The sequence below is a fragment of the Salinarimonas sp. genome (assembly GCF_046292825.1).
GTDB lineage: Bacteria > Pseudomonadota > Alphaproteobacteria > Rhizobiales > Beijerinckiaceae > Salinarimonas.
Genome location: NZ_JBKBQG010000006.1, coordinates 66,415 through 89,741, shown reverse-complemented (window position 1 = coordinate 89,741; position 23,327 = coordinate 66,415). Strand labels below are relative to the sequence as shown.

Below are 23,327 nucleotides of genomic sequence, written 5' to 3'. Positions count from 1 at the left end.
GCTCGGGCTCGGGCCTCTCTCTACTCGTCGATATGGAGACGGCCCTCGCCGAGGACCAGACGGCGGGCGTCGACGAGGTCCATCAGCGCGAGGTCGTGCGTCGCGATCACGACCGAGGTGCCGAGCCGGTTGAGCTCGATGAACAGCCGCAGGAGCCGTCGCCCGAGCGCGGGGTCGACATTGCCGGTCGGCTCGTCGGCGAGGAGGAGCTCGGGGCGGGTGATCACCGCGCGCGCGATCGCCGCGCGCTGCTTCTCGCCGCCCGAGAGGACGGCGGGCATCACGTGCATGCGCTGGCCGAGGCCGACCCAGGAGAGGAGCTCGACCACCTCCGCCCGGTAGCTCGCCTCCTCGCGGCCCTGCACGCGCAGGGGCAGGGCGACGTTCTCGTAGAGCGTCAGATGGTCGAGGAGGCGGAAATCCTGGAAGACGACCCCCATCCGCCGACGCAGGCGCGTCAGCCGCCGCTTGTCGATCCGGCTCACCTCCTCCCCGAAGATGGTGACGAGCCCGCGCGTCGGCGCGACCGACATCAGCATCAGCCGGATGAGCGTGGTCTTGCCGGCGCCGGAGGGGCCGGTCAGGAACTGGAACGAGCGCGGTCCGATCGAGAAGGTGAGGTCGCGCAGGACCTCGGGCCCGACGCCGTAGCGCACGCCCACGTTCTCGAAATGGACGACGGGCAGATCGCTCGCGTCGAGCGCCGCCTCCTCGATCGTCGCCGAGCCGTCCGTGGGATCGTGCTTCACGCGGCCTTAACCAAAACTGGAGCCAATGGATCGAGGGCTCTCGCCTCCGGGGGCCCTCGACCTTACGCGATTCGTCATGCTGATCACCTGCCCGTCCTGCGCAAGCGAATACGTGATCGATTCGGCGCTTTTGCGTCCGAACGGGCGAAACGTGCGCTGCGCGTCGTGCCGGACCGTGTTCTTCGCGCCCCCCGAGAACCCGGAGCCCGAGCCGCTCCTCGATCCGCTCGACAGTTTCGACGCGCCCGACGCCTTCGCGCTGGACGACACGCCCTCCTTCGAGATCCCCGACGACGCGATCGACGAGGCGCCGGCCATCGCGGTCGAGGCGCGCAACGAGCGGCCCGGCAAGCCGGCGAAGAAGGGCGGCAAGCCCGCCGGCGGGGGGAAGGGCGCCTCGTCGCTCGCCGCCTTCGCCGCGCGGATCAAGGCGTTGCGCCCCTCCGGCGCGACGATCGCCTCGGTCGCGATCCTCCTCGCCTTCGGAGCCGCGCTCCTCGCGCGCGAGAGCGTGGTGCGCGCGCTGCCGCAGGCGGCGGGGCTCTACGCGCTCGTGGGGCTCGACGTCAATCTGCGCGGCGTCGACATCGACGCCGTGACCTCCGTGCGGGTCGTCGAGCGCGGCGAGACCTTCCTCGAGGTCGAGGGCATGCTCGAGAACGTCGCGGGCGTGCCCGCCGACGTGCCGCCGATCGCGCTCTCGATCCGCGACCGCACGCAGACCTCGCTCTATTCCTGGACGATCGATCCGCCGCGCGCGCGGCTCGAACCGGGAGAACGTGTGTCGTTTCGCGCGCGACTCGTTGCGCCGCCGGTCGAAGCGCGGCAAGTTCTCGTCACATTCGTGCCCGCCTCCCGCGCGACGCTCGCGCGGACCGGGCCCTGACGCTAGGAAACCAGACAATGCCGGATTCGCGCGTGCGCGTGCTCTTCGACGAGGCCACCATCGCCAAGCGCTGCGAGGAGCTCGCGGCCGAGATCGTGGCGAGCGCGCCGAAAGACCTCCTCGTGGTGGCGATCCTGAAGGGCAGCTTCATGTTCGCCGCCGATCTGATCCGCGCGCTGCACCGCGCCGGCCTCGCGCCGCAGGTCGAGTTCATGCACCTGTCGAGCTATCGCAACGCGACCGTCTCGTCGGGCCAGGTGACGATCCTGCGCGACGTCGAGAGCGCGATCGAGGGGCGCGACGTGCTCCTCATCGACGACATCCTCGAATCGGGCCGCACGCTCGTCTTCGCCAAGGACCTGATCGCCGCGCGCGGCGCGGCCCGCGTCTATTCCGCGGTCCTCCTCGAGAAGCCCGGCAAGCGGGCTGTCCATATCGAGGCCGATTTCGTCGGCTTCCGCTGCCCGGACCTGTTCGTCGTCGGCTACGGCATGGACATCGCCCATTCCTTCCGGCAATTGCCCTTCGTGGGCGTCATCGACACGGCGGACACGTCTCCGGACCTGTTCGAGCCGCGCTGAGGGAGCCGTCATGGCCAAGATCCTCATCGTCGACGACGAGGAGCCCGTGCGCGCGTTCCTCAAACGCGGGCTCGAGCTCGACGGGCACGAGGTGGACACCGCCGAGAACGGCGCCGACGCGCTCGACGTCCTCGACGACGGTCACCGCCTCCTCCTCACCGACATCCGCATGCCGGTGATGGACGGCATCGCCCTCGCGCTCGCCGCCAAGCGCGACCGCCCGGCGCTCACCATCCTCCTGATGACGGGCTATGCCGACCAGCGCGAGCGCGCCAAGAACCTCGACGCCATCGTCGAGGACGTGCTGACGAAGCCGTTCTCGCTCGCCGACGCGCGGGAGGCGGTGCGCAAGGCGCTGGGGTGAGGTTTCGGTCAGCGACCGCCCACGCGAAAACCCCGGCCCTCACGTGGGCCGGGGTCGCTTTGTCTTCGATCTTGCGCGCGATCAGAAGCGCTGGCCGGCGCCGTGGTCGCCGCGCGGGGCTTGCGGGGAACGGCCGCGGCGCTCGTCTTCGACGTCGACCTCCGTGCGGCGGACGCTGTCGCGGACGCGCTCGGTGCGCTCGCCGCCTTCCTTGGAGATGCGCAGCTCCTCCTTGATCCGCGCCTCCTTGGAGACGACAGGCTCCTCGCGGTGCTCCTCCACCTCGACGGTGCGATCCTGGAAGACGCGGTCGGCGCTGCCGGCGGCGCGATCGACGGGCTTGCGGTCGACGTGGACCGTCTCGTCGCGCAGGGTGACGTCCTTCTCGACCGGGGTCTCGACCACGTAGGAGCGCACGCGCACGCGGCCGTGGCCGGTCTCGCGCTTGCCGACGCGCATCCGCTCCTCGGCGATCGGGATGGTCGCGTCGCCGTCGCCGCGCGCCGTCGCGCCGGTGGCGGGCCCGGTCGGGGAGGTGCGGGTGGCGCCCGCATTGGCCGAATAGCCCTGCCAACCCTGGGAGCGCCATTCCTGCTCGCGGGCGTCGAGCTCGACGGCGTTCGTCTTCTCGAGGATGTCGGCGACGACGGCCGCCTCGTTCTCGCCGGCGCTGACGGAGAGGACGTAGCCGCCGCGGTTCACGCCTTCCGAATAGGTATGGCGGTCCTCCTCGGGCACGAAGAGTTCGCCGAGCTGCTCGAAGAAGCCCTTCTCCTCCTCGGGGCGCCGCTCGGTCCCGGATTCGCGGCCGTGGATGCGGATCCGGTCGGCGGCGATACCGGCCTGGACGAGGCGCTGGGAGGCGGCCTCGGCGTCGCTGCGACTGTCGTAATAGGCGGTGACGGTGCGTGTCATGGGAGTGCTCCTGATCTTGATCGGTGGGGGGCCGCGCCGCGCGACGCGCGGGTCGGTCAGTCCTGCGGGCGATCGACGACGGCGTGCTGGCGGCGGATCGTGACGGGCTCCTCGACGTGCTCGGTCGTCCGCCGGCGACGGATGTGGAGCTCCTCCTTGAGGACGAGACGCTTCTCGACCACGAGGACCTCCTCGAGAACGGGGATTATGGTGACGTCGCCTTCCTCGCGGATCGCGGGGACGGCATCGACCTCGCGGTCGACGGCCACGCGCTCCACGCTCACCTCGTCGCGCGCCAGATCCTGCGCGACGATTTCGCGATGCTCCTGCGTGGTCGTGCGCACCCGCACACGGCCGACGCGGTCGCGCTTTTCGGCGCGGAGCACCTCCTCGGCTATGGGAAGGACGGCTTCATCCTTGGTATTTTGCATCGCCTCGAGCCCTGTTCACTGGAGGCGGTCAAACAAATGCTGGGCTAACGAGTTCCAATTCGATGAGAGCGCGGGCGGAAAGCTTCGCGAGAACTTGGCTGCTTTTGAGAATACATTCGCGGCCTGAGCGCGCAACCGCGCGCCACGGCGCTGCGATGAGAGCGCGGCCGTCCGGGATCTGCCGAAGAACGGAAAGGATTCTCGCCGCCGGCGCGACCGCGCGTCACGCCGCCGGCAGACGCTTCATCACCGCCATGGCCGCGACGAGGTCCTCGATCGCGGCGCCGACCGACTTGAAGAGCGTGATCGCCTCGGGAGATTCCCGGCCGGGAACGGTGCCGCGGCACAGCCCGAAGAGATCGCCGCGCACCGCCTCGCGTCCGATCGCCCCGTCCCGCAGCGCGATGGCGACGTCGCCGCCCTCGGAGAGCGCCGCGGGCGTGTCGACATGGACGAGGGCGCGGCGCAGGGCCTCGTCGTCGGCCTCGCGCATGGACAGGTTGAAGGCGCCGACGAGATCGAGATGGGCGCCCGGGCGCAGCCAGGCGCCGCGCACCAGGGGCTCGCGGGAGAGCGTGGCGCAGGAGACGAGATCGGAGGCGCGCACGGCTTCCTCGAGATCCTCCGTCGCCTCGACCGGAAGCCCTTCGTCGCGCAGCCGCGCGGCGAGGGCGCGGGCGCTCTCGGGCCGACGGTTCCAGAGGAGCACGCGCGCGATCGGCCGCTGGCTCCCATGCGCGCGGATCAGGAAGGGCGCGAGCGCGCCGGCGCCGACCATGGTCATGGTGGCGGCGTCCGCGCGGGCGAGATGGCGGGCGGCGAGCGCGGAGGCGCAGGCGGTGCGCCACAGCGTCAGGCGCGCGCCGTCGAGCACCGCGCGCGGCGTGCCGGTCTCCCCGTCCATGACGAGGTAGACGCCCTGCACGGAGGGCAGGCCGCGGGCTCCGTTGCCGGGAAACACGGTGACCATCTTGACGCCGACCGCCCCGTCGGCGCCCGCGCCCTCCTTCGTCCAGGCCGGCATCAGGAGAAGCGTCGCCTCGCCGTCGGGGCGGGCGATGCCGTGGTGGTGGCGGACGGGCGCGACGAGGTCCGACGCGAAGCCCTCGGCGAGGGCGTCCACGAGGGCGTCGAAATCGAGCGCGGCGTCGATCGCGGCGGCGTCGATCACCCTCATCGGGTGGTGACCGAGGTGCCGACCGGGGCGGTGAGCGCCGGCAGACCCGTCGCCGCCTCCTTCTCGCGCGCGCGCTCCATCTCCGAGCGCAGATCGCGCGCCTCGCGCTTGTAGACGCGCTCGAGCCGGCGGTGCTTGCCCTGGACGAGCCAGGCCGCGACGCCGCCGAGGATCACGCCGAGCGCGAGGGTGGCGAGCAGGACGATCCAGGTCGGGGCGGACACGGTCCAGGCCGGCGCGTCCGGGTAGAAGGGGTCGAGCGAGATCGTCGTCGGCGCGCGGTTCGCGAGCGCGAAGAGCACGACCACGATCGCGACCGCGACGAGGACGAGGAGATTGATGACGCGGATCATGACGAGGCCCCCCTCACTTGGCCGCGGCGGCAAGCGTCTGCGAAGCTCCGGCCATCGCGGGCGCCATCCCGGCATTGAGCCGCACGCGCATCTCCTTGCCCGTCTTGAAGACGGGGATCGCCTTCTCGGCCACGCTCACCGTCTCGCCCGTGCGCGGATTGCGGCCGACGCGCGCGTCCCGCCGCTTGACCGAGAACGCCCCGAAGCCGCGCAACTCCACCCGGTCGCCCCGCGCGAGCGCATCCGCGATCGTGTCGAGGATCGCGTTGACGATGTTCTCGACGTCGCGTTGGTAGAGATGCGGATTCTGCTCGGCGATCCGCAGGACGAGCTCGGATTTTATCATCGATTTAGCTAGCGCCTTGATATTTATCAATTTTCAGCGCGAGGCTGCCAGATGGCGAGCAGTCCGTCAAGCTGGTTGAAGCGCGAAGCGGCGTGCGCCTGGAGGAGGGCGGCGGCGACGTCTTCGAATCCGAGGGCCCGCGCGCCGGTCGCGAGCGCCTGGACGAAGCCGAAGGTGGAGCGCTCGCGCCGCGGCTCCCAATTGCGCACCGGCAGGTCCGTGGGCATGTCGCGCTCCACTTCGAGCCAGGCGATCGCGTCGCGCTCGGTGCCGAGCGCGTCGACGAGGCCGAGCGAGACGCTCTGGCGCCCGTTCCAGACGCGCCCGTCCGCCACCTGGGCGAGCGCGGGGCCGCCGAGCTGGGGGCGGCGCGCGTCGACGAGCTCCACGAACCAGGCATAGGTGTCGTCCACCACGACCTGCAGCGCCTCGAAGGCGCCCGGCGGCGGCACGGTGAGCGGGGAGGGGGCCGCCTTGAGCGGCGCCGACTTCACCTCGCGCACGACGATGCCGAGCGAATCGAGCAGCTCGACCACGTTCGGCATCTGGAAGATCACGCCGATCGAGCCGACGATCGCGGTCTCGCGCGCGATGATGCGATCGGAGGCGAGGGCGGCGATGTAGGCGCCCGACGCCGCGCTGCCGTCGACGAAGGCGACGAGGGGCTTGCGCTCGGCGAGCCGGCGCAGGGCGTGGTAGAGCTCCTCGGAGCCCGTCACCGTGCCGCCGGGGCTGTTGATCGAGACGACGACGCCGCGGGTGGTGCGGCTCTCGCCGATCTCGTCGAGCATCTCGACGAAGCGCCGGTCGCTCGTGATGAGGCCGCTGACCTCGACCCGCGCCACGTGATCGCGCGCGCCGGTGAAGCGATCGGTCGAGATGTCGGCGAAGCGCCAGCCCACGGCCACCAGCGCCGCGATCACGGCGAGGACGCCGATCACCCGCCAGAACGAGAGCTTGCGCCGGATGCGCCGACGGTCGGCGAGATATTCCGCATCGCTCGGCATGAGTGCCATCTTCCTCCTGAGGGAGCCGTCCCCGCCCGCCCGCGGCAAACTAGAAGCGGGGAGGGGTGAGGGCAAGGGTGACGGACGGGCGGCGCCCGCGACGAGATCGCCTCCGGCCGCTGCGTCGTCCATCGCAAACGAGAAGCCCCGCGCGGAAGATCCGCGCGGGGCTCCGGGTTCTCGTCACAAGCCGCACGCGGCGGCTTCGTGGCTCACTTCGTGTCGCGGGCCTTGAGGGCCGCGCCGAGGATGTCGCCGAGTGAGGCGCCGGAATCGGTCGACCCGTACTGGGCGATCGCCTCCTTCTCCTCGGCCATCTCGAGCGCCTTGATGGAGAGCTGCACGCGGCGCGCCTTGCGGTCGAACTGCGTGACGCGGGCATCCACCTTGTCGCCCACCGCGAAGCGCTCGGGGCGCTGGTCGCCGCGGTCGCGGGCGAGCTCGGCGCGGCGGATGAAGGTGCCGAGATCGGTGTCGACGATCTTCACCTCGATGCCGGCTTCCTTCACCTCGGTGACCTCGCAGGTCACGACCTGGCCCTTGCGGATCTCGCCGGCATCCGCGAAGGGATCGCCCGCGAGCTGCTTGATGCCGAGCGAGATGCGCTCCTTGTCCATGTCGACGTCGAGGACCTGGGCGCGCACGACGTCGCCCTTCTTGAACTCCTCGATGACCTGCTCGCCCGGACGGTTCCAGTCGAGATCGGACAGGTGGACCATGCCGTCCACGTCGCCCTCGAGGCCGATGAACAGACCGAACTCGGTCTTGTTCTTGACCTCGCCCTCGACCACCGAGCCGACCGGATGGGCCTCCGCGAAGGCCTCCCAGGGGTTCTGGAGGGTCTGCTTGAGGCCGAGCGAGATGCGCCGCTTGACCGGATCGACCTCGAGGATCTGGACCTCGACCTCCTGGGAGGTGGAGACGATCTTGCCCGGATGGACGTTCTTCTTCGTCCAGGACATCTCGGAGACGTGGATCAGGCCTTCGATGCCCGGCTCGAGCTCGACGAACGCACCGTAATCGGTGATGTTCGTCACGCGGCCCTTGAAGCGCGCGTCGACCGGGTAGCGGGCGGCGATGCCCTCCCACGGATCGGCGAGGAGCTGCTTGATGCCGAGCGAGATGCGGTGCGTCTCGTGGTTGATCTTGATGATCTTGACCTTGACGGTCTGACCGATCTGCACGACCTCGGACGGGTGGTTGACGCGGCGCCACGCCATGTCGGTGACGTGGAGCAGGCCGTCGATCCCGCCGAGATCGACGAACGCGCCGTACTCGGTGATGTTCTTGACGACGCCGTCGATGACCTGGCCTTCCTCGAGGTTGGCGACGAGCTCGGAACGCTGCTCGGCGCGGCTCTCCTCGAGCACGGTGCGGCGCGACACGACGATGTTGCCGCGGCGGCGGTCCATCTTCAGGATCTGGAACGGCTGGGGCACGCCCATCAGCGGGGTGACGTCGCGCACGGGGCGGATGTCGACCTGCGAGCGCGGCAGGAACGCCACGGCGCCGTCGAGGTCGACCGTGTAGCCGCCCTTGACCTGGTTGAAGATGAGGCCCTGGACGCGCTCGTTGGCCTCGAAGGCCTTCTCGAGCTTGACCCAGCTCTCCTCGCGACGCGCCTTCTCGCGCGAGATCACCGCCTCGCCGAGCGCGTTCTCGACGCGGTCGACATAGACCTCGACCTCGGAGCCGACGTCGATCGGCTCGTCGCGGCCGGGGCCGATGAATTCCTTGAGGGCGACGCGACCCTCGGTCTTCGCGCCGATGTCGATGACGGCGACGTCCTTCTCGATCGCCACCACCCGGCCCTTGACGACCGATCCTTCCGCGACTTCGTTCAGCTTGAACGATTCCTCGAGAAGCGCCGCGAAATCCTCGCGGCTGGGCGCGTGCTGCTGTTGTGCGGACATTCAGGCTCCTTCAGGCCCTTGCGGGCGTGCGCCGACGGCTCGTGTTGCGATGCGCCCCCGTCCGCCGCAGCCGGCGACCCCCTGAACGGGAAGACGCCGGACTGTCCGCTCTCGCGAGCGGGCCGGCGCTTCGACGTCGGACGAAGGCATAGCTCGACCGGCCGGGCTCGCGCCGCCTCGCGGCGCCGGCCCCGCCGGGTCGCGCGGTCTTAACCGATAACGCCTTCCTCCGCAAGGCGGCCGTGCCGGCGCGCCCCGACGCTCGCGAGCGGCGGCGACGGCCGCCTTCCGGCGATGCGGCGCTCCACCTTTCGAGAATTCCAAACTAGACCGTCCCGCCCACTGCGTAGAGCCGCGCTCGGCTCGCAAACTTCGCAATAATCGACCCGCCTCTATGGCAATTCGGAGACTTGCGCGATAGGACCCTTTTCGTCACTATGCCCCGTCTCCCCGATCGAGATCCCTCCGCCGACGAGGTCGCCGTTGACCAGATACGAGAGAGAGCTCGGCTTGGCCGTCGCCTCCGTCCCGGCAGGGCTCGGCGTCGGCACCTGGCGGTGGGACATCGCCACGCGGACGATCCACTGGTCGGAGGAATTGCGGCGCATCTACGGCATGGCCGAGACGGACCGCGCGCCCGTGACCCTGCAGGCCTTCGCGGATCTCGTGCATCCCGCCGATCGCGGGCGGGTCATCGCCACCGTCAGCGAGACGCTCTCCTCGCGGCGGGAGGGGCACGCCCACCGCTTCCGCATCCTGCGCCGCGACGGCGGCGTGCGGCTCGTGTCGAGCCGCGCGCGGCTCGTGGTGGACGAGGCCGGCCGGGCGATCGCGCTCGAGGGCGTCGACGTCGACCTCTCCTCCGACCCCGACGAGCCCGTCGTCGAGCCGCACGGGAGCCATCGCGCGATCTTCGACGCGATCGACGACGGCTTCTGTCTGTGCGAGATGATCGTCGACGACCAGGGGCGCGCGCGCGACTATCGTTTCCTCGAGACGAACGCCCTGTTCGAGGAGATGACGGGCATCGTCGCCGCGGTCGGACGCACCGCGCTCGAGCTCGTGCCCGATCTCGAGCCGCATTGGGTCGAGATCTATGCCCGCGCCGGGCTCGAGCGGCGGACGCTGCGCTTCGAGCAGGGCTCGGAGGCGATGGGGCGGTGGTTCGACGTCTTCGCCACCCCGGTCGAGCCCCACGGCCGCTTCGCGATCGTGTTCCGCGACATCACCGCTGAGCGCAACGCGGAGCGCGCGCTGATCGAGAGCGAGGCGCGCTTCCGCAACATCGCCGACCATTCGCCCTCGATGATCTGGGTGACGCGCGAGGACGGCAGCTGCGTCTTCCTGAACGAGGGATGGTTCCGCTTCACCGGGCAGAGCGAGGAGACCGGGCTCGGCTTCGGCTGGCTCGACGCCGTTCATCCCGACGATCGTGCGCACGTGAAGCGGGCGTTCTCCGAGGCCAACGCGCGCGGCGAGACGTTCTCGATCGAGTACCGCCTGCGCCGCGCCGACGGCGTTTATCGCTGGGCGATCGACTCCGCCCGGCCCCGCCTCTCGCCCGACGGCCGCTTCCTCGGCTATGTGGGGACGGTGATCGACATCACCGAGCGACGCGAGGCGGAGGCCGCTCTGGCGGCGAGCGAGGCGCGGGCGCGCGCACTCTTCGATCACGTCGGCGTGTCGCTCTGGGACGAGGATTTCTCCGCGATCCTCGATCGCCTGGAGGCGTTGCGGGCGCAGGGCGTCGTCGACTTGAGCGCCCATCTCGCGCAGCGCCCGCAGCTCGTTCGCGAGCTGATGGATGTCGTCGTCCTGCGCGACGTGAACCGCTTCACGCTGCGCCTGTTCGAGGCCGACGACAAGGCGGGCTTCCTCGCCTCGCTCTCGCGGGTGTTCCCCGAGGGCGCCGAGGACGTCTTCGTGAAGGAACTCGAGGCTTTGTGGCGCGGCGAGCGCTTCGTCCAGATCGAGGGGCCCCTGTGCACCTTCGGCGGGCGCCCCTTCGACGCGATGTTCACGATCGTCTTCGAGGGCGAGCGGGCGGAGCGGACGCTCGTGAGCGTCGTCGACGTCTCCGCGCTCAAGCGCCTCGAGCAGCGCCAGCAGACGCTGATCGCCGAACTCAACCATCGCGTGAAGAACTCGCTGGCGATGGTGCAGGCGATCGCCTTGCAGACCTTCCGCCACAGTCACGGCCCGCAGACGCGCGAGACGTTCATGGCGCGCCTGCAGGCGCTGGGGAAGGCGCAGGATCTCCTCACGCGTACCCGTTGGGACGCGGCGCCGCTCGATGCGCTGATCGCCGAGATCGTCGCTCCCTACGACACCGGCTGCGCGTTCGTGCCGCAGGGTCCGCGGGTCACCATCGATCCGCAGCAGGTCCTCACCTTCGCGCTCGTCCTGCACGAGCTGTGCACCAACGCGGTAAAATACGGCGCCGGGTCGGTCCCCGAGGGGCGGGTCGACATCGCCTGGGAGCTGCGCAAGGAGGGGAGCGAGCGGCACCTGCGCCTCGTCTGGACCGAGCGCGGCGGGCCGCCGGTGACCCCGCCGACGCGCACCGGCTTCGGCTCGCGCCTGATCGCGCGCCTCACGCCGCACGTGCGTTTCGACTACGCGCGGGAGGGCCTCGTCTGCGTCCTCGACGTCCGCTTGGACGGGTGAGCGACGCGCTCGTTGCCACCGCCGGGCGCGAAATCGCCAATATTCGCAACTAATGCATGAAACTTCACGGCGATACGACTAAAATCGTCGCGGCGGCTGCGATGAAGTAGCCTTGCGCTTTCGTTTGCATTAGGACTTGTCCTAATCCGCCGGACCGAGGGGGCCGGCGGAGCGCAGACAAGCTCGCCAAGAGCACATCGTGTGTGGGAGTGACCCTATGAAGAAGCTTCTCATCGCCACCGCCGCCGCGGCCCTGATGACGGCGCCGGCCCTCGCTCAGGAAGAGCCGGTCAATATCGGCATCCTGCTCGGCTTCACCGGCCCGATCGAGTCCATCACGCCGGCCATGGCGGCCGCCGCCGAACTCGCCATCCAGGAGGCCTCCGAGTCCGGCCAGTTCCTCGGCGGGCGCACGATCAACGCCGTCCGCGCCGACTCGACCTGCGTCGACGCCGCCGCGGCGACCGCCTCGGCCGAGCGCCTCGTGACCGTCGACAACGTCGCGGCCATCGTCGGCGCCGATTGCTCGGGCGCCACCACCGCGGTGGTGAACAACATCGCCGTTCCCAACGGCGTGACGATGATCTCCCCGTCCTCGACCTCGCCGGCGCTCACCACGATCGACGATCGCGGCCTGTTCTTCCGCACGGCGCCCTCCGACGCTCGCCAGGGCGCGGTCATCGCCGAGCTCCTGATCGAGCGCGAGATCAACGAGGTGGCCGTCACCTACACCAACAACGATTACGGCCGCGGCCTCTCCGAGAGCTTCTCGCGTGCGTTCGAGGAGCTCGGCGGTCGCGTTCTCATGACCGCCGCGCACGAGGACGGCCGCGCCGACTATTCGGCGGAGGTGGGCGCGCTCGCCGCGTCGGGCGCTCAGCACCTCGCCGTGTTCGGCTATGTCGACCAGGGCGGCCGCGGCATCGTCCAGGCCTCGCTCGACACCGGCGCCTTCGAGAGCTTCATCTTCGCCGACGGCATGTTCGGCGGTTCGATCATCGAGGCGATCGGCTCGGAGCTCGACGGCACCGTGCTCGGCACCGCTCCTGGCTCCGAGGGCGAGGGTCGCGCCCGCTTCGAGGAGATGGCGAGCGCCGCCGGCTTCAACGCGGCGACGAGCTATGCCGGCGAGAGCTACGACGCGGCGGCCCTCCTGATCCTCGCGATGCAGGCGGCCGGTTCCGCCGACCGCGCGTCGATCGCCGAGCACGTGATGGCGGTCGCCAACGCTCCGGGCGAGCAGATCGGGCCGGGCGAGATCGCCCGCGGCCTCGAGATCCTCGCGAATGGCGGCGAGATCGACTTCGTCGGCGTCACTGGCGTCGAGCTGATCGGCCCCGGCGAGGCGGCGGGCACCTACCGCGTCTACGAGGTCCAGGACGGCGCCTTCCAGACGATCGAGTTCCGCTGATCGCGCGCGATCGCCGGCCCGGAGAGCACTCCGGGCCGGCTTCTTTTTATGCAGTCGAGGACACCCGCATGATCCGCGTCGAGAACGTGCACATGCATTTCGGAGGGCTCAAGGCGGTGGCCGGAGCCAGTCTCGAAATCGCGAAGGGCTCGATCACCGGTCTCATCGGTCCCAACGGCGCCGGCAAGACGACCCTCTTCAATTGCATCGCCGGTCACCTGACGCCGACCTCCGGACGCATCCTGCTCGACGGGCAGGACATCACGGGCCTGCCGCCGCACGAGCTGTTCCAGCGCGGATTGCTGCGCACCTTCCAGATCGCCCACGAATTCTCGACGCTCACCGTGCGCGAGAACCTCATGATGGTCCCCTCCGCGCAATCGGGCGAGAGCCTGTGGACCGCGCTCTTCCGGCGCTCGCGCATCACGGCCGAGGAGCGGCGCGTCGCTGAGAAGGCGGAGGAGGTCCTCCACTTCCTGCATCTGCACCACGTCGCCGACGAGCTCGCCGGCAATCTCTCGGGCGGCCAGAAGAAGCTCCTCGAGCTCGGCCGCACCATGATGGTCGACGCCAAGATCGTCTTTCTCGACGAGGTCGGCGCGGGCGTGAACCGCACGCTCCTCAAGACGATCGGCGAGGCGATCCAGCGCCTCAACCGCGAACGCGGCTACACCTTCTGCATGATCGAGCACGACATGGATTTCATCGGGCGCCTGTGCGACCCGGTCATCGTGATGGCCGAGGGCACCGTCCTGACGCAGGGGCCGGCGGACGTGGTCCGCGCGGACGAGCGGGTGATCGAGGCCTATCTCGGACGCGGCCTCAAGAACCGTCCGCCGCGCGTCGCGGCGCCGGTCGGCGCGGCGGCGCCCGTCGCCAGCGCGGGAGGCGTGTCGTGAGCTTCCTCGTCGGGGAGGAGATGACGGGCGGCTACGGCGGCGCCGACATCCTGCATGCCTGCACGATCGGCGTCGAGCGCGGCGAGATCGCGGTCATCGTCGGGCCGAACGGCGCGGGCAAGTCCACCGCGATGAAGGCCGTCTTCGGCATGCTGCCGCTGCGGCTCGGTCGGGTGATGCTCGGCGGTCGCGACATCACGGGGCTCACGCCGCAGGAGCGCGTCCTCGCCGGCATGGGCTTCGTGCCGCAGACGAACAACGTCTTTCGGGCGCTCACGGTCGAGGAGAACCTCGAAATGGGCGCCTTCATCCGCCAGGACGACGCGCGCGAGACGATGGAGCAGGTGTTCTCGCTCTTTCCCATCCTCGCCGAGAAGCGTCGCCAGCCCGCGGGCGAATTGTCCGGCGGCCAGCGTCAGCAGGTGGCGGTCGGCCGCGCGCTGATGACGAAGCCGCAGGTGCTCATGCTCGACGAGCCGACGGCGGGCGTCTCGCCGATCGTGATGGACGAACTCTTCGACAAGATCCTCGAGATCGCCGCGACCGGCATCGCCATCCTCATGGTCGAGCAGAACGCCGCCCAGGCGCTCTCGATCGCGCACAAGGGCTACGTCCTCGTGCAGGGCCGCAACCGCTTCACGGACACCGGGGAGGCGCTCCTCGCCGACCCGGAGGTCCGCCGCTCCTTCCTGGGAGGGTGAGCCGTGGAAGGCTTCCTCAACGCCTTCGTGGCGCTCGCGAACTTCGTGCTGATCCCCGGCCTCGCCTACGGCGCGCAGCTCGCGCTCGGCGCGCTCGGCGTGACGCTGATCTACGCCGTCCTGCGCTTCTCGAATTTCGCGCACGGCGACATGATGGCCTTCGGCACGATGGTGACCATCCTCGTCACCTGGATGCTGCAGGCGGCCGGCATCGGGCTCGGATTCCTGCCGACCGCGCTCATCGCGCTGCCCTTCGGCATCGCGGGCGCGGTGCTCCTGGCGCTCGGGACGGACCGCCTCGTCTATCGCTTCTACCGCAAGCAGAGGGCGGCGCCGGTCACCTTCGTCATCGTGTCGGTCGGCGTGATGTTCGTCTACAACGCGCTGGTGCGCCTCTTCATCGGCGTCGACGATCGTCGCTTCGAGGACGGCGAGCGCTTCGTGATCCGCGCCAACGAGTTCCGCGATTGGACGGGCCTCGCCGAGGGGCTCGCATTGCGCACGAGCCAGGTGCTCACCGTCGTCGTCGCGGTCGCGGCCATGGCAGCTCTGTTCTGGTTCCTCCAGCGCACGCGCACCGGCAAGGCGATGCGCGCCTATTCCGACAACGAGGACCTCGCGCTCCTCTCCGGCATCGATCCCGGCCGCGTCGTGCTCATCACCTGGGCGCTCGCGGCGGCGCTCGCGACGCTCGCGGGCGTGCTCTACGGCCTCGACAAGAGCTTCCGGCCCTTCAACTATTTCCAGCTCCTCCTGCCGATCTTCGCCTCGGCGATCGTGGGCGGCATCGGCAATCCGATCGGCGCGGTGATCGGCGGCTTCGTCGTCGCCTTCTCCGAGGTGGGCGTCACCTACGCCTATCGGCGCGTGCTCGCGCACATGCTGCCCGAGACGTGGATGCCGGAGGGCGTCGTCCAGCTCCTGTCGACCGACTACAAGTTCGCCGTCTCGTTCTTCATCCTCGTCGTCGTGCTCCTCGTGCGACCGACCGGCATCCTCAGGGGTCGCGTGATATGAGCCGCCCGCCCGCACCCGTCCTGTTCGCCTTGATGGGCGCCGCGCTCGCGGCCGTCGGCTTCTTCCAGAGCTGGACGCTCGCGCTCACGATCATGAACATGTCGCTGATCTCGGCGATCATGGCGCTCGGCGTGAACATGCAATGGGGCTATGCCGGCCTGTTCAATGCCGGCATCCTCGGTTTCGCGGCGCTCGGCGGCGTGGCGGCGGTGCTCGTCGCGATGCCCCCGGTGCCCGAGGCGTGGGCCGTGGGCGCGCCGGGGCTGCTCGCGGCCGGAATCACGGCGGCGGCGGCGATCGCGCTCGCCATCGCGGCGCATCGCAGATTGGCGCCGTCCTTGCGCGCACCGGCCATCGTTCTGATCGTCGCGATCGGCTATTTCCTCGTGCGCTATTTCGCCGACCCGGCGACGACCGCGATCGAGAACGTCAACCCGGCCGTCACCGGCTATCTCGGCGGGCTCGGCCTGCCGGTCGTCCTCTCGTGGGGCATCGGCGCGCTCTTCGCGGCGGGCGCGGCCTATCTCATCGGCAAGGTCGCGCTCGGCCTGCGCTCGGACTATCTCGCCATCGCCACGCTCGGCATCGCCGAGATCATCATGGCGGTGATCCGCAACGAGGCCTGGCTCACGCGCGGCGTCAAGAACGTCACCGGCGTGCCCCGTCCGGTGCCCTTCGAGATCGACCTGCAGACCACGCCCTGGTTCCTCGATCTCGCGGCGCGGCTCGGCGTGAACCCGGTGCCGTTCTCCTCGACCTTCGTCGCGCTCCTCTACACGCTCCTGTTCGGCACGGTGCTGATCGTCCTCCTGGTGCTCGCCGAGCGGGCGCTCAATTCGCCCTGGGGGCGGATGATGCGCGCGATCCGCGACAATCGCGACGCGGCCGCCGCCATGGGCAAGGACGTGACGCGCCGGCATCTGCAGGTCTTCGTGCTCGGCTCCGCCGTCGTCGGCATCGCCGGCGCGATGCTGGTGACGCTCGACGGCCAGTTCACGCCGGGCTCCTACATCCCGCTGCGCTTCACCTTCCTGATCTGGGTGATGGTGATCCTCGGCGGCTCGGGCAACAACATGGGCGCGGTGCTCGGCGCCTTCGTGATCTGGTTCGTCTGGGTCCAGGCGGAGCCGGCGGGTCTGTGGCTGATGCAGCTGATCACGACGAACGTGCCGATGGAGGCGGGCTTGCGCAACCACCTCGTCGCCTCCGCGCCGCATCTGCGTCTCTTCCTCATGGGAGCGATCCTGCTGACCGTCCTGCGCTTCTCGCCGCAGGGGCTCGTCCCGGAGCGGCGGGCGGTCTCGCCGCGCGAGAAGAAGAAGCTCGAGACGGCGAAGGCGACCGCCTGAGGGGGGGCTCGCGGAACGCCGAGCCTCGCGTGGCGGTTCTCCCCGGGTGAGTTCGAACCCGGGAGATCGATCATGCGCCGTCTCGCACGAAGCCTCGTGAGCCCCGCGAGCCTGGCTGCCGCGCTCGCGCTGACGCTCGCGGCGCCCGGCGCGGCGCAGGACCTGCGCGGCTTTCCTGCAGCGCCGCAGATCGCGCCGGCACCACCGGCGGAGCCGGCCCGAGCCGAGGCCGATCGGCCCGATCCGCAGGCCGCGCGGGCCGCGGCGCTCGCCGAGGTCGACCTTCTGATCCTGCCGGCCTGGCGCCGCTCGGATCGCTACGAGGGCTTCGGTTTCGGAGCCCGCGCGCTGATGGGCGCCACCGTGATCGACGCCGACGGCGAGCGGGCGGGATCCGTCGAGACGCTGATCCTCGACGAACAGGGGCGCGTGCTCTCCCTCGTCGTGGCGGTCGGCGGCACGCTCGGTTTCGGCCGCACGCTCGCCAACGTGCCGATGTCCTCCGTCGCGATCGCGGGCGACCTGAGCTCCGTCGAGATCCCGGTGCGCACCGCCGACATCGAAGCCGCCACCGAGATGACGCGCCCGATGCTGACCGCACGCGTCGCCGCCTCCGAGATCGTGCCCGTCGATGCTGACGGCTGGAACGGCGCCGTCCTGCCCGGCGCGGGGGCGTGGTCGCTCGCCGATCTCGTCGGCGACACGATCCCCGTCGCCGCCGGCCTGCCGCACGCTCTGGTCGGCGATGCCGTCATCGACGAGAACGGCCGCCTCGTCGCCCTCGTCCTGACCGCTGGCGCGGGCGCCGGCTACGGCGTGCTCGGTCCGCCGCACTATTTCGCCCACGACGACGCCCGCCCCGTCGAGCGCTTCCGCGTCGACCCGGAGGCCGGGCGCCGCTGAGCCCGGCCGAACGCGTCTTAAGCAAAAGGGGAAAACGACGTCCGAAACCGCGATCCTGCCAACGAGTCGTTTGCGCACGACCCGAAAGTTTGGCACGAATCGAGGTGGAAACCTCGAGGGGCGAGCGCCGGCCCCGGCGTGCATGCCGGTGAGAACCGACACCGACCCCAGCGCAAGGACGGACACATGCTCGCACTCACACTGATCATTTTGGGCGGCGCGTTATCGATCGCCTACGGCCTGTGGGCCATCAACGACGTCATGAAACGCGACGCCGGCAGCCTGCGCATGCAGGAGATCGCCGGTGCGATCGCGGAGGGTGCCCAGGCCTATCTCTGGCGGCAATACGTGACGATCGGCCTCGTCGGCATCGTCCTCTTCCTCGCTCTCATCTGGCTGCTCGGCATCTGGGTCGCGATCGGCTTCGCGATCGGCGCGATCCTGTCGGGCGCCGCCGGCTTCATCGGCATGAACGTCTCGGTGCGCGCCAATGTCCGCACCGCCCAGGCGGCGACGCAATCGCTCGCCAAGGGGCTCGACGTCGCCTTCAAGTCGGGCGCCGTGACGGGCATGCTGGTGGCGGGCCTCGCGCTTCTCGGGGTCGCGGTCTATTGCGCCGTCCTCACCCGCTTCCTCGGCTACGGCCCGGGCTCGCGCACGGTGATCGACAGCCTCGTCGCGATGGGCTTCGGCGCCTCGCTGATCTCGATCTTCGCGCGCCTCGGCGGCGGCATCTTCACCAAGGGCGCCGATGTCGGCGGCGACCTCGTCGGCAAGGTCGAGGCGGGCATCCCCGAGGACGATCCGCGCAACCCCGCGACCATCGCCGACAACGTGGGCGACAACGTCGGCGATTGCGCCGGCATGGCGGCCGACCTGTTCGAGACCTACGTCGTCACCTTCGTCGCGACGATGGTGCTCGCCGCGATCTTCTTCGCCGGCCAGCCGGTGCTCGAGACCGTCCTGTTCTACCCGCTCGCCATCGGCGCGGCCTGCATCCTCACCTCGATCGTCGGCACCTTCTTCGTGAAGCTCGGCTCGAACAACTCGATCATGGGGGCGCTCTATCGCGGCTTCATCGCGACGGGCGTGCTCTCGATCGGCATGATCGCGGTCGTGAACCTCCTCCTCTTCGGCGGCTTCGGCACGCAGATGACCGCCAACGTGCCGGTGCTCGGCGGCGGCGTCGAGGCGGTGACCTTCACCTCGCTGAACCTCTTCCTGTGCGCGGTGCTCGGCCTCGTCGTGACCGGGCTCATCGTGATGATCACCGAATACTACACCGGCGTCGGCTTCCGGCCGGTGCGCTCGATCTCGCAGGCGTCCGTGACCGGCCACGGCACCAACGTCATCCAGGGCCTCGCGATCTCGCTCGAATCCACCGCTCTGCCGACGCTGGTCATCGTCGCCGGCATCATCGGCTCCTACCTGCTCGCGGGCCTGTTCGGCATCGCGATCGCGGTGACCGCGATGCTCGCGCTCGCGGGCATGGTGGTGGCGCTCGACGCCTTCGGCCCGGTCACCGACAATGCCGGCGGCATCGCCGAAATGGCGGGCCTGCCGAAGGAGGTGCGCCGCTCGACCGACGCGCTCGACGCCGTCGGCAACACCACAAAGGCGGTGACGAAGGGCTACGCGATCGGCTCGGCGGGTCTCGGCGCCCTCGTCCTGTTCGCCGCCTACACGTCGGACCTCAACTACTTCATCCTCGCGGCGAACCAGCCCGACTCGACGGTCTACCAGTACTTCCGCGGCGTGACGCCGGACTTCTCCCTCGCGAACCCCTACGTGGTCGTCGGCCTCCTGTTCGGCGGCCTCATTCCCTTCCTCTTCGGCGGCATCGCGATGACGGCGGTCGGCCGCGCGGCGGGTGCGGTCGTCGAGGAGGTGCGCCGGCAGTTCAAGGAGAAGCCGGGCATCATGGCCGGCACCGAGCGGCCCGATTACGGGCGCGCGGTCGACATGCTGACCAAGGCCGCCATCCGCGAGATGGTGGTGCCCTCGCTCCTGCCCGTGCTCGCGCCGATCGTCACCTTCGCGGTCGTCTACATGGTGGCGGGCAAGAGCCAGGCCTTCTCGGCGGTGGGCGCGATGCTGCTCGGCGTGATCGTGACGGGCCTGTTCGTCGCGATCTCGATGACGTCGGGCGGCGGCGCCTGGGACAATGCCAAGAAGTCCTTCGAGGACGGCTTCATCGACAAGGACGGCGTGAAGCACGTCAAGGGCTCGGAGGCCCACAAGGCCTCGGTGACCGGCGACACGGTCGGCGATCCCTACAAGGACACCGCCGGTCCCGCCGTGAACCCGGCGATCAAGATCACCAACATCATGGCGCTCCTCCTGCTCGCGGTCCTCGCCGCGACGTGAGCGGCGCGGGCGGCAGCTTTCGGACGCGAAGAGACCCCTCCCGCCCGATCCCGGCGGGAGGGGTTTTTTCTTCGAAGCGGCTCGAGATCAGGGGCGGACGGGGACGCGGATGACGCGCAGACCGTCGGGGCGGGTTTCGATCCCGGGCGCGGTCTCGGGGACGGTCGCCGCCGCAGGGGGCGGGGAGGGCGCACCCGGTGCCGGGGCGGCCGCCGCCCGCTCGGCGGCACGGACGGCGTCGGCGGCGCGAGCGAGGCGCTCTTCGAGCGATCCGAGAGCCGCCTCGCGCAGGGCGATCCGCTCCTCGGCGGCGGCGATCTCGGCCTCGAGCGCGGCGAGCCGGCTGCGCGCCGCGCTCACGGCCGCCTCTCCCTCCGAACGGGCCTCTTGCGTCTCGGCGAGCGTCGCGCGCGCGGCCTCGAGCGCCTCGCGGGCGACGGAGCCCTCGGCTTGCGCGCGGGCGATGTCGGCGGCGATCGCGTCGGCGGCGGCGCGGCGCTCCTCCCGCTCGCGTTCGAGATCGACGAGGTCGCGACGCGCGCTGCGGATCTGGCTCTCGAGCCGCACCAGGTCGTCGCGCAGCGAGAGCACGTGTTCCTCGAGCGCCGCCACGGCCTCTTCCTGCGAGAGACGGCGCGCGCTCGCCTCCGATTCCGCCTGCGCGGCGCGGGCGATGCGGGTGCGCATCGCGCTCTCGGCGCTCGCGAGCCGCTCGAGCTCGGCCTCGAGCCGGTCGCGCTCCGCGAAGTCGCGGGCGGTCGCCTCTGCGACGACGATCGTTCCCGTGCGCTGGGGCGCGGAATCGGCGGCGCCGCGCAGGACGGGATCCGCTTCGCCCTGCGCGAGATCGTTCAGGGGCGCGAGCGCCTCGCGCAGCATCTTGTTCTCGGCTTCGAGCCGCAGAATCGCGGTGCGCGCCGCGACGCGGTGTCCGGCATCGAGCCACAGCGCGTAGAATGCGCAGACCCAGCCGAGCGCCGCGAGCGCGACGAGAAGGAGAATTGCGGGCCGTGCTTCGCGCGCGCGCTCGTCGAGCATGTCGAGAGCCTCTCTCACCTCACCGGGCGTAGTTTGCGCCCGCGTTCGTCTCTTCGGCAATGCGAATACGGCGCATTTGAGAAGAAAGCCTTTCGAGGCGCGAGATCCTGCCTCTGCCGGCCGAAACGGGGCGTTTTCCCGCAGGTGGGGATGGGCGCGATCGGGGTCGCGCGCAGTCCCGCAGCGCTCTCCGAATCGGCTAGCGTGGCGATCCGACCAAACGAGATCGGAGCGCCGTCCGCTCATGGGAGCCGAGACCGCCCGTACCGGACCCGCCGAGCCCTCGGCGGTGGCTCTGTTCACGCCCAAGCTCGTGACGGTCCTGCGCGAGGGCTACGGCCTCGCCGATCTGCGCGCGGACGCGATCGCCGGACTGACGGTCGCGATCGTCGCGCTGCCGCTCTCGATGGGGATCGCGATCGCGTCGGGCGTCGGCCCCGAGCGGGGGCTCTACACGGCGATCGTCGGGGGCTTCCTCGTCTCGCTCCTCGGCGGAAGCCGGTTTCAGATCGGCGGGCCGGCGGGCGCCTTCATCGTGCTCGTGGCGGCCACCGTGCAGCTGCACGGCCTCGACGGGTTGATCCTCGCGACCTTTCTGTCCGGGCTGATCCTCGCCGCGATCGGCCTCCTGCGGCTCGGCACCTTCATCAAGTACATCCCCTATCCGGTAACGGTGGGCTTCACGGCGGGCATCGCCGTGATCATCTTCGCGAGCCAGATCGCCGAGCTCCTCGGGCTCGCGCTCGCCGGCCCGGAGCCGGGGCCGATCCTGCCGAAGCTCGCCGCGATCGCGGACGCGCTGCCGACCGCGAGCCCGGCTGCGGCGGCCGTCGCGGCGCTGACGATCGGCACGATCCTCCTCGTGCGGCGCCTGCGCCCGCGCTGGCCGGCCTTCCTCGTCGGGATCGTCGTCGCGACGCTCGCCGCGAGCCTCCTCGCGCTGCCGGTCGAGACGATCGGCTCGCGCTTCGGCGGCATCCCGCGCATGCTTCCGGCGCCGGGCCTGCCTGCCTTCGAGCTCGAGCGGGTGATCGCGGTGCTCCCCTCCGCGATCTCCTTCGCGCTGCTCGGCGCCATCGAGAGCCTGCTCTCGGCGGTGGTCGCCGATTCGATGACGGGGCGCCGACACCGCTCGAATGCCGAGCTCGTCGCGCAGGGCGTGGCCAATGTCGGCTCCTCGCTGTTCGGCGGCTTCTGCGTCACGGGCACCATCGCGCGTACGGCGACGAACGTCCGATCCGGCGCGCGGGGGCCCGTCGCCGGCATGCTGCACGCGGCCTTCCTCCTCGGCTTCATGCTCCTCGCCGCGCCGCTCGCCGCCGCGATCCCGCTTTCGGCGCTCGCGGGCATGCTCGTCGTCGTCGCCTGGAACATGGCCGAGAAGCACGAATTCGCGACGTTGCTGCGCGCCTCGCGCGGGGACGCGCTGGTGCTCCTCGTCACCTTCGGCCTCGTCGTCTTCCGCGATCTCGTCGAGGGCATCGTCGTCGGCTTCGCGCTCAGCGCGCTTCTGTTCCTGCACCGCATGGCGCAGAGCGTGCGCGTCGACAGCGCGCTGCCGCTCGTGCCCGAGGACGAACCGGACGGCACCCCCTTCGAGCGGGGGCCGCGCTACGATCCCGCGCTCGCGAGCGATCCGGACATCGTCGTCTACCGCATCTCAGGCGCCTTCTTCTTCGCGGCCGCGGGCGTCGTCGGCGCGGCGCTCGGCCGGATGGGGGCTCAGCCGAAGGGCTACGTCCTCGATCTCTCGGCCGTGTCGATGATCGATTCGACCGCCGCCGCCACCATCGAAGGCTTCGCGCGCAAGGTGCGGGCGAGCGGGGCGCGGGTCGTGATCTGCGGGGCGAGCCGCCCCACCCGGCGCCTCCTCATCGCGCACGGCGTGCGCCCCCCGCACGTCCGCTTCCGGGCCGATCTCGAGCGCGCCGTCGCCGCCGCGCGGGGAGGCAAGCCCGGCGGTGCGGGTGGGGACGCGGCTTAGGCTTTCGCAGGCGGCGTCTCGCCGTCGGTCTCGATCTGCGCCGCCTCGGCCTCGGCGAGGGAGCGCGCCGGGTCGCCGGGGAGATCGACGCGCACGAGGCACTCGGCGGCCTCGAGCGCGCGATAGGCTGCGATGTGCTCGGGCGCGCCGAGCGCGAGCGCCTCGTCGAAGGCGCGCTCGACCCTTGCGGCGTGTCCGGACGCGGACGCGATCTCGTGCGTCGCCTCGCGCCAGGTCTGCGTCATGCGGCGGCGTGCGACGAGCGCCAT

Annotated in this window: 22 protein-coding genes; 12 read left to right on the top strand and 10 right to left on the bottom strand. The window is 70.4% G+C overall.

Going from position 1 to position 23,327, the window contains the following annotated elements:
* Positions 1-20: 20 nt before the first annotated feature.
* Positions 21-716: a cell division ATP-binding protein FtsE gene (gene ftsE, locus ACK4UM_RS05350; protein WP_409796684.1), complete on the bottom strand. Its 696-nt coding sequence runs from the start codon at positions 714-716 to the stop codon at positions 21-23.
* Between the two features lie 109 nt (positions 717-825).
* Between ftsE and ACK4UM_RS05345 the strand changes: the two genes are divergently transcribed.
* Genes ACK4UM_RS05345 through ACK4UM_RS05335 form a run of 3 tightly spaced genes read left to right on the top strand, consistent with a single transcriptional unit; the run spans position 826 to position 2,580 of the window.
* Positions 826-1,635, top strand: coding sequence for a zinc-ribbon domain-containing protein (locus ACK4UM_RS05345; RefSeq protein WP_409796581.1), 810 nt, complete (start codon positions 826-828; stop codon positions 1,633-1,635).
* A gap of 17 nt (positions 1,636-1,652) precedes the next feature.
* A complete protein-coding gene (gene hpt / locus ACK4UM_RS05340) occupies positions 1,653-2,216 on the top strand; it encodes a hypoxanthine phosphoribosyltransferase (RefSeq protein ID WP_409796579.1) in 564 nt (187 codons plus the stop codon).
* Positions 2,217-2,226: 10 nt separating this feature from the next.
* The gene (locus ACK4UM_RS05335) at positions 2,227-2,580 is read left to right on the top strand and encodes a response regulator (RefSeq protein ID WP_409796577.1); all 354 of its coding nucleotides are present in this window, start codon (positions 2,227-2,229) and stop codon (positions 2,578-2,580) included.
* Positions 2,581-2,661: 81 nt separating this feature from the next.
* Here ACK4UM_RS05335 and ACK4UM_RS05330 read toward each other — a convergent pair whose 3' ends face one another.
* The 7 genes from ACK4UM_RS05330 to rpsA form a co-directional block, all read right to left on the bottom strand.
* Positions 2,662-3,495, bottom strand: coding sequence for a YsnF/AvaK domain-containing protein (locus tag ACK4UM_RS05330; RefSeq protein WP_409796575.1), 834 nt, complete (start codon positions 3,493-3,495; stop codon positions 2,662-2,664).
* A 56-nt stretch (positions 3,496-3,551) separates the two neighbouring features.
* Positions 3,552-3,926 carry a DUF2382 domain-containing protein gene (locus tag ACK4UM_RS05325; protein WP_409796574.1) on the bottom strand — a complete coding sequence of 125 codons (375 nt, stop codon included), beginning with the start codon at positions 3,924-3,926 and terminating at the stop codon, positions 3,552-3,554.
* A gap of 223 nt (positions 3,927-4,149) precedes the next feature.
* A complete protein-coding gene (locus tag ACK4UM_RS05320; RefSeq protein WP_409796572.1) occupies positions 4,150-5,103 on the bottom strand; it encodes an ornithine cyclodeaminase family protein in 954 nt (317 codons plus the stop codon).
* Positions 5,100-5,456, bottom strand: coding sequence for a DUF4381 family protein (locus tag ACK4UM_RS05315; RefSeq protein WP_409796570.1), 357 nt, complete (start codon positions 5,454-5,456; stop codon positions 5,100-5,102). Before ACK4UM_RS05315 ends, ACK4UM_RS05320 begins: the two co-directional genes overlap by 4 nt.
* Before the next feature lie 13 nt (positions 5,457-5,469).
* On the bottom strand, positions 5,470-5,802 hold the full coding sequence (gene ihfB / locus ACK4UM_RS05310) for an integration host factor subunit beta (protein ID WP_409796568.1): 333 nt from the start codon (positions 5,800-5,802) through the stop codon (positions 5,470-5,472).
* Between the two features lie 26 nt (positions 5,803-5,828).
* The gene (gene sppA, locus ACK4UM_RS05305; RefSeq protein WP_409796566.1) at positions 5,829-6,809 is read right to left on the bottom strand and encodes a signal peptide peptidase SppA; all 981 of its coding nucleotides are present in this window, start codon (positions 6,807-6,809) and stop codon (positions 5,829-5,831) included.
* Between the two features lie 212 nt (positions 6,810-7,021).
* Positions 7,022-8,722, bottom strand: coding sequence for a 30S ribosomal protein S1 (gene rpsA / locus ACK4UM_RS05300; RefSeq protein WP_409796564.1), 1,701 nt, complete (start codon positions 8,720-8,722; stop codon positions 7,022-7,024).
* 483 nt (positions 8,723-9,205) lie between these two features.
* On the opposite strand from rpsA, the gene ACK4UM_RS05295 reads away from it, so the two are divergent.
* From ACK4UM_RS05295 to ACK4UM_RS05260, 8 genes are all read left to right on the top strand, one after another.
* Positions 9,206-11,389, top strand: coding sequence for a PAS domain S-box protein (locus ACK4UM_RS05295; RefSeq protein ID WP_409796562.1), 2,184 nt, complete (start codon positions 9,206-9,208; stop codon positions 11,387-11,389).
* 217 nt (positions 11,390-11,606) lie between these two features.
* Entirely contained in the window at positions 11,607-12,800 is a 1,194-nt protein-coding gene (locus ACK4UM_RS05290; protein ID WP_409796560.1) for an ABC transporter substrate-binding protein, read from the top strand.
* 68 nt (positions 12,801-12,868) lie between these two features.
* Positions 12,869-13,699, top strand: a complete 831-nt coding sequence (locus ACK4UM_RS05285) for an ABC transporter ATP-binding protein (protein WP_409796558.1) — start codon at positions 12,869-12,871, stop codon at positions 13,697-13,699.
* Positions 13,696-14,400 (top strand): ABC transporter ATP-binding protein, encoded by a 705-nt coding sequence (locus ACK4UM_RS05280; RefSeq protein WP_409796556.1) that lies wholly within the window; start codon positions 13,696-13,698, stop codon positions 14,398-14,400. Before ACK4UM_RS05285 ends, ACK4UM_RS05280 begins: the two co-directional genes overlap by 4 nt.
* Before the next feature lie 3 nt (positions 14,401-14,403).
* Entirely contained in the window at positions 14,404-15,417 is a 1,014-nt protein-coding gene (locus ACK4UM_RS05275) for a branched-chain amino acid ABC transporter permease (RefSeq protein ID WP_409796555.1), read from the top strand.
* Positions 15,414-16,766, top strand: coding sequence for a branched-chain amino acid ABC transporter permease (locus tag ACK4UM_RS05270; protein ID WP_409796553.1), 1,353 nt, complete (start codon positions 15,414-15,416; stop codon positions 16,764-16,766). Before ACK4UM_RS05275 ends, ACK4UM_RS05270 begins: the two co-directional genes overlap by 4 nt.
* Before the next feature lie 72 nt (positions 16,767-16,838).
* Positions 16,839-17,669, top strand: a complete 831-nt coding sequence (locus ACK4UM_RS05265) for a PRC-barrel domain-containing protein (RefSeq protein ID WP_409796551.1) — start codon at positions 16,839-16,841, stop codon at positions 17,667-17,669.
* A gap of 186 nt (positions 17,670-17,855) precedes the next feature.
* Positions 17,856-20,036, top strand: coding sequence for a sodium-translocating pyrophosphatase (locus tag ACK4UM_RS05260; RefSeq protein ID WP_409796549.1), 2,181 nt, complete (start codon positions 17,856-17,858; stop codon positions 20,034-20,036).
* A gap of 87 nt (positions 20,037-20,123) precedes the next feature.
* Here the strand turns inward: ACK4UM_RS05260 and ACK4UM_RS05255 are convergent, their stop codons facing one another.
* Positions 20,124-21,074 carry a hypothetical protein gene (locus ACK4UM_RS05255; RefSeq protein ID WP_409796548.1) on the bottom strand — a complete coding sequence of 317 codons (951 nt, stop codon included), beginning with the start codon at positions 21,072-21,074 and terminating at the stop codon, positions 20,124-20,126.
* A 244-nt stretch (positions 21,075-21,318) separates the two neighbouring features.
* Here ACK4UM_RS05255 and ACK4UM_RS05250 point away from each other — a divergent pair, with 244 nt between their 5' ends.
* Positions 21,319-23,058, top strand: a complete 1,740-nt coding sequence (locus ACK4UM_RS05250; protein WP_409796546.1) for a SulP family inorganic anion transporter — start codon at positions 21,319-21,321, stop codon at positions 23,056-23,058.
* Here ACK4UM_RS05250 and ACK4UM_RS05245 read toward each other — a convergent pair.
* Positions 23,055-23,327: a hypothetical protein gene (locus tag ACK4UM_RS05245; RefSeq protein ID WP_409796545.1), complete on the bottom strand. Its 273-nt coding sequence runs from the start codon at positions 23,325-23,327 to the stop codon at positions 23,055-23,057. The genes ACK4UM_RS05250 and ACK4UM_RS05245 overlap by 4 nt on opposite strands.

Coding starts and splice junctions, on each gene's coding strand:
- ACK4UM_RS05345 (WP_409796581.1), top strand. CDS start 826: ATGCTGATCACCTGCCCGTCCTGCGCAAGCGAATACGTGATCGATTCG.
- hpt (WP_409796579.1), top strand. CDS start 1,653: ATGCCGGATTCGCGCGTGCGCGTGCTCTTCGACGAGGCCACCATCGCC.
- ACK4UM_RS05335 (WP_409796577.1), top strand. CDS start 2,227: ATGGCCAAGATCCTCATCGTCGACGACGAGGAGCCCGTGCGCGCGTTC.
- ACK4UM_RS05330 (WP_409796575.1), bottom strand. CDS start 3,495: ATGACACGCACCGTCACCGCCTATTACGACAGTCGCAGCGACGCCGAG.
- ACK4UM_RS05325 (WP_409796574.1), bottom strand. CDS start 3,926: ATGCAAAATACCAAGGATGAAGCCGTCCTTCCCATAGCCGAGGAGGTG.
- ACK4UM_RS05320 (WP_409796572.1), bottom strand. CDS start 5,103: ATGAGGGTGATCGACGCCGCCGCGATCGACGCCGCGCTCGATTTCGAC.
- ACK4UM_RS05315 (WP_409796570.1), bottom strand. CDS start 5,456: ATGATCCGCGTCATCAATCTCCTCGTCCTCGTCGCGGTCGCGATCGTG.
- ihfB (WP_409796568.1), bottom strand. CDS start 5,802: ATGATAAAATCCGAGCTCGTCCTGCGGATCGCCGAGCAGAATCCGCAT.
- sppA (WP_409796566.1), bottom strand. CDS start 6,809: ATGCCGAGCGATGCGGAATATCTCGCCGACCGTCGGCGCATCCGGCGC.
- rpsA (WP_409796564.1), bottom strand. CDS start 8,722: ATGTCCGCACAACAGCAGCACGCGCCCAGCCGCGAGGATTTCGCGGCG.
- ACK4UM_RS05290 (WP_409796560.1), top strand. CDS start 11,607: ATGAAGAAGCTTCTCATCGCCACCGCCGCCGCGGCCCTGATGACGGCG.
- ACK4UM_RS05285 (WP_409796558.1), top strand. CDS start 12,869: ATGATCCGCGTCGAGAACGTGCACATGCATTTCGGAGGGCTCAAGGCG.
- ACK4UM_RS05270 (WP_409796553.1), top strand. CDS start 15,414: ATGAGCCGCCCGCCCGCACCCGTCCTGTTCGCCTTGATGGGCGCCGCG.
- ACK4UM_RS05265 (WP_409796551.1), top strand. CDS start 16,839: ATGCGCCGTCTCGCACGAAGCCTCGTGAGCCCCGCGAGCCTGGCTGCC.
- ACK4UM_RS05260 (WP_409796549.1), top strand. CDS start 17,856: ATGCTCGCACTCACACTGATCATTTTGGGCGGCGCGTTATCGATCGCC.
- ACK4UM_RS05255 (WP_409796548.1), bottom strand. CDS start 21,074: ATGCTCGACGAGCGCGCGCGCGAAGCACGGCCCGCAATTCTCCTTCTC.
- ACK4UM_RS05250 (WP_409796546.1), top strand. CDS start 21,319: ATGGGAGCCGAGACCGCCCGTACCGGACCCGCCGAGCCCTCGGCGGTG.
- ACK4UM_RS05245 (WP_409796545.1), bottom strand. CDS start 23,327: ATGGCGCTCGTCGCACGCCGCCGCATGACGCAGACCTGGCGCGAGGCG.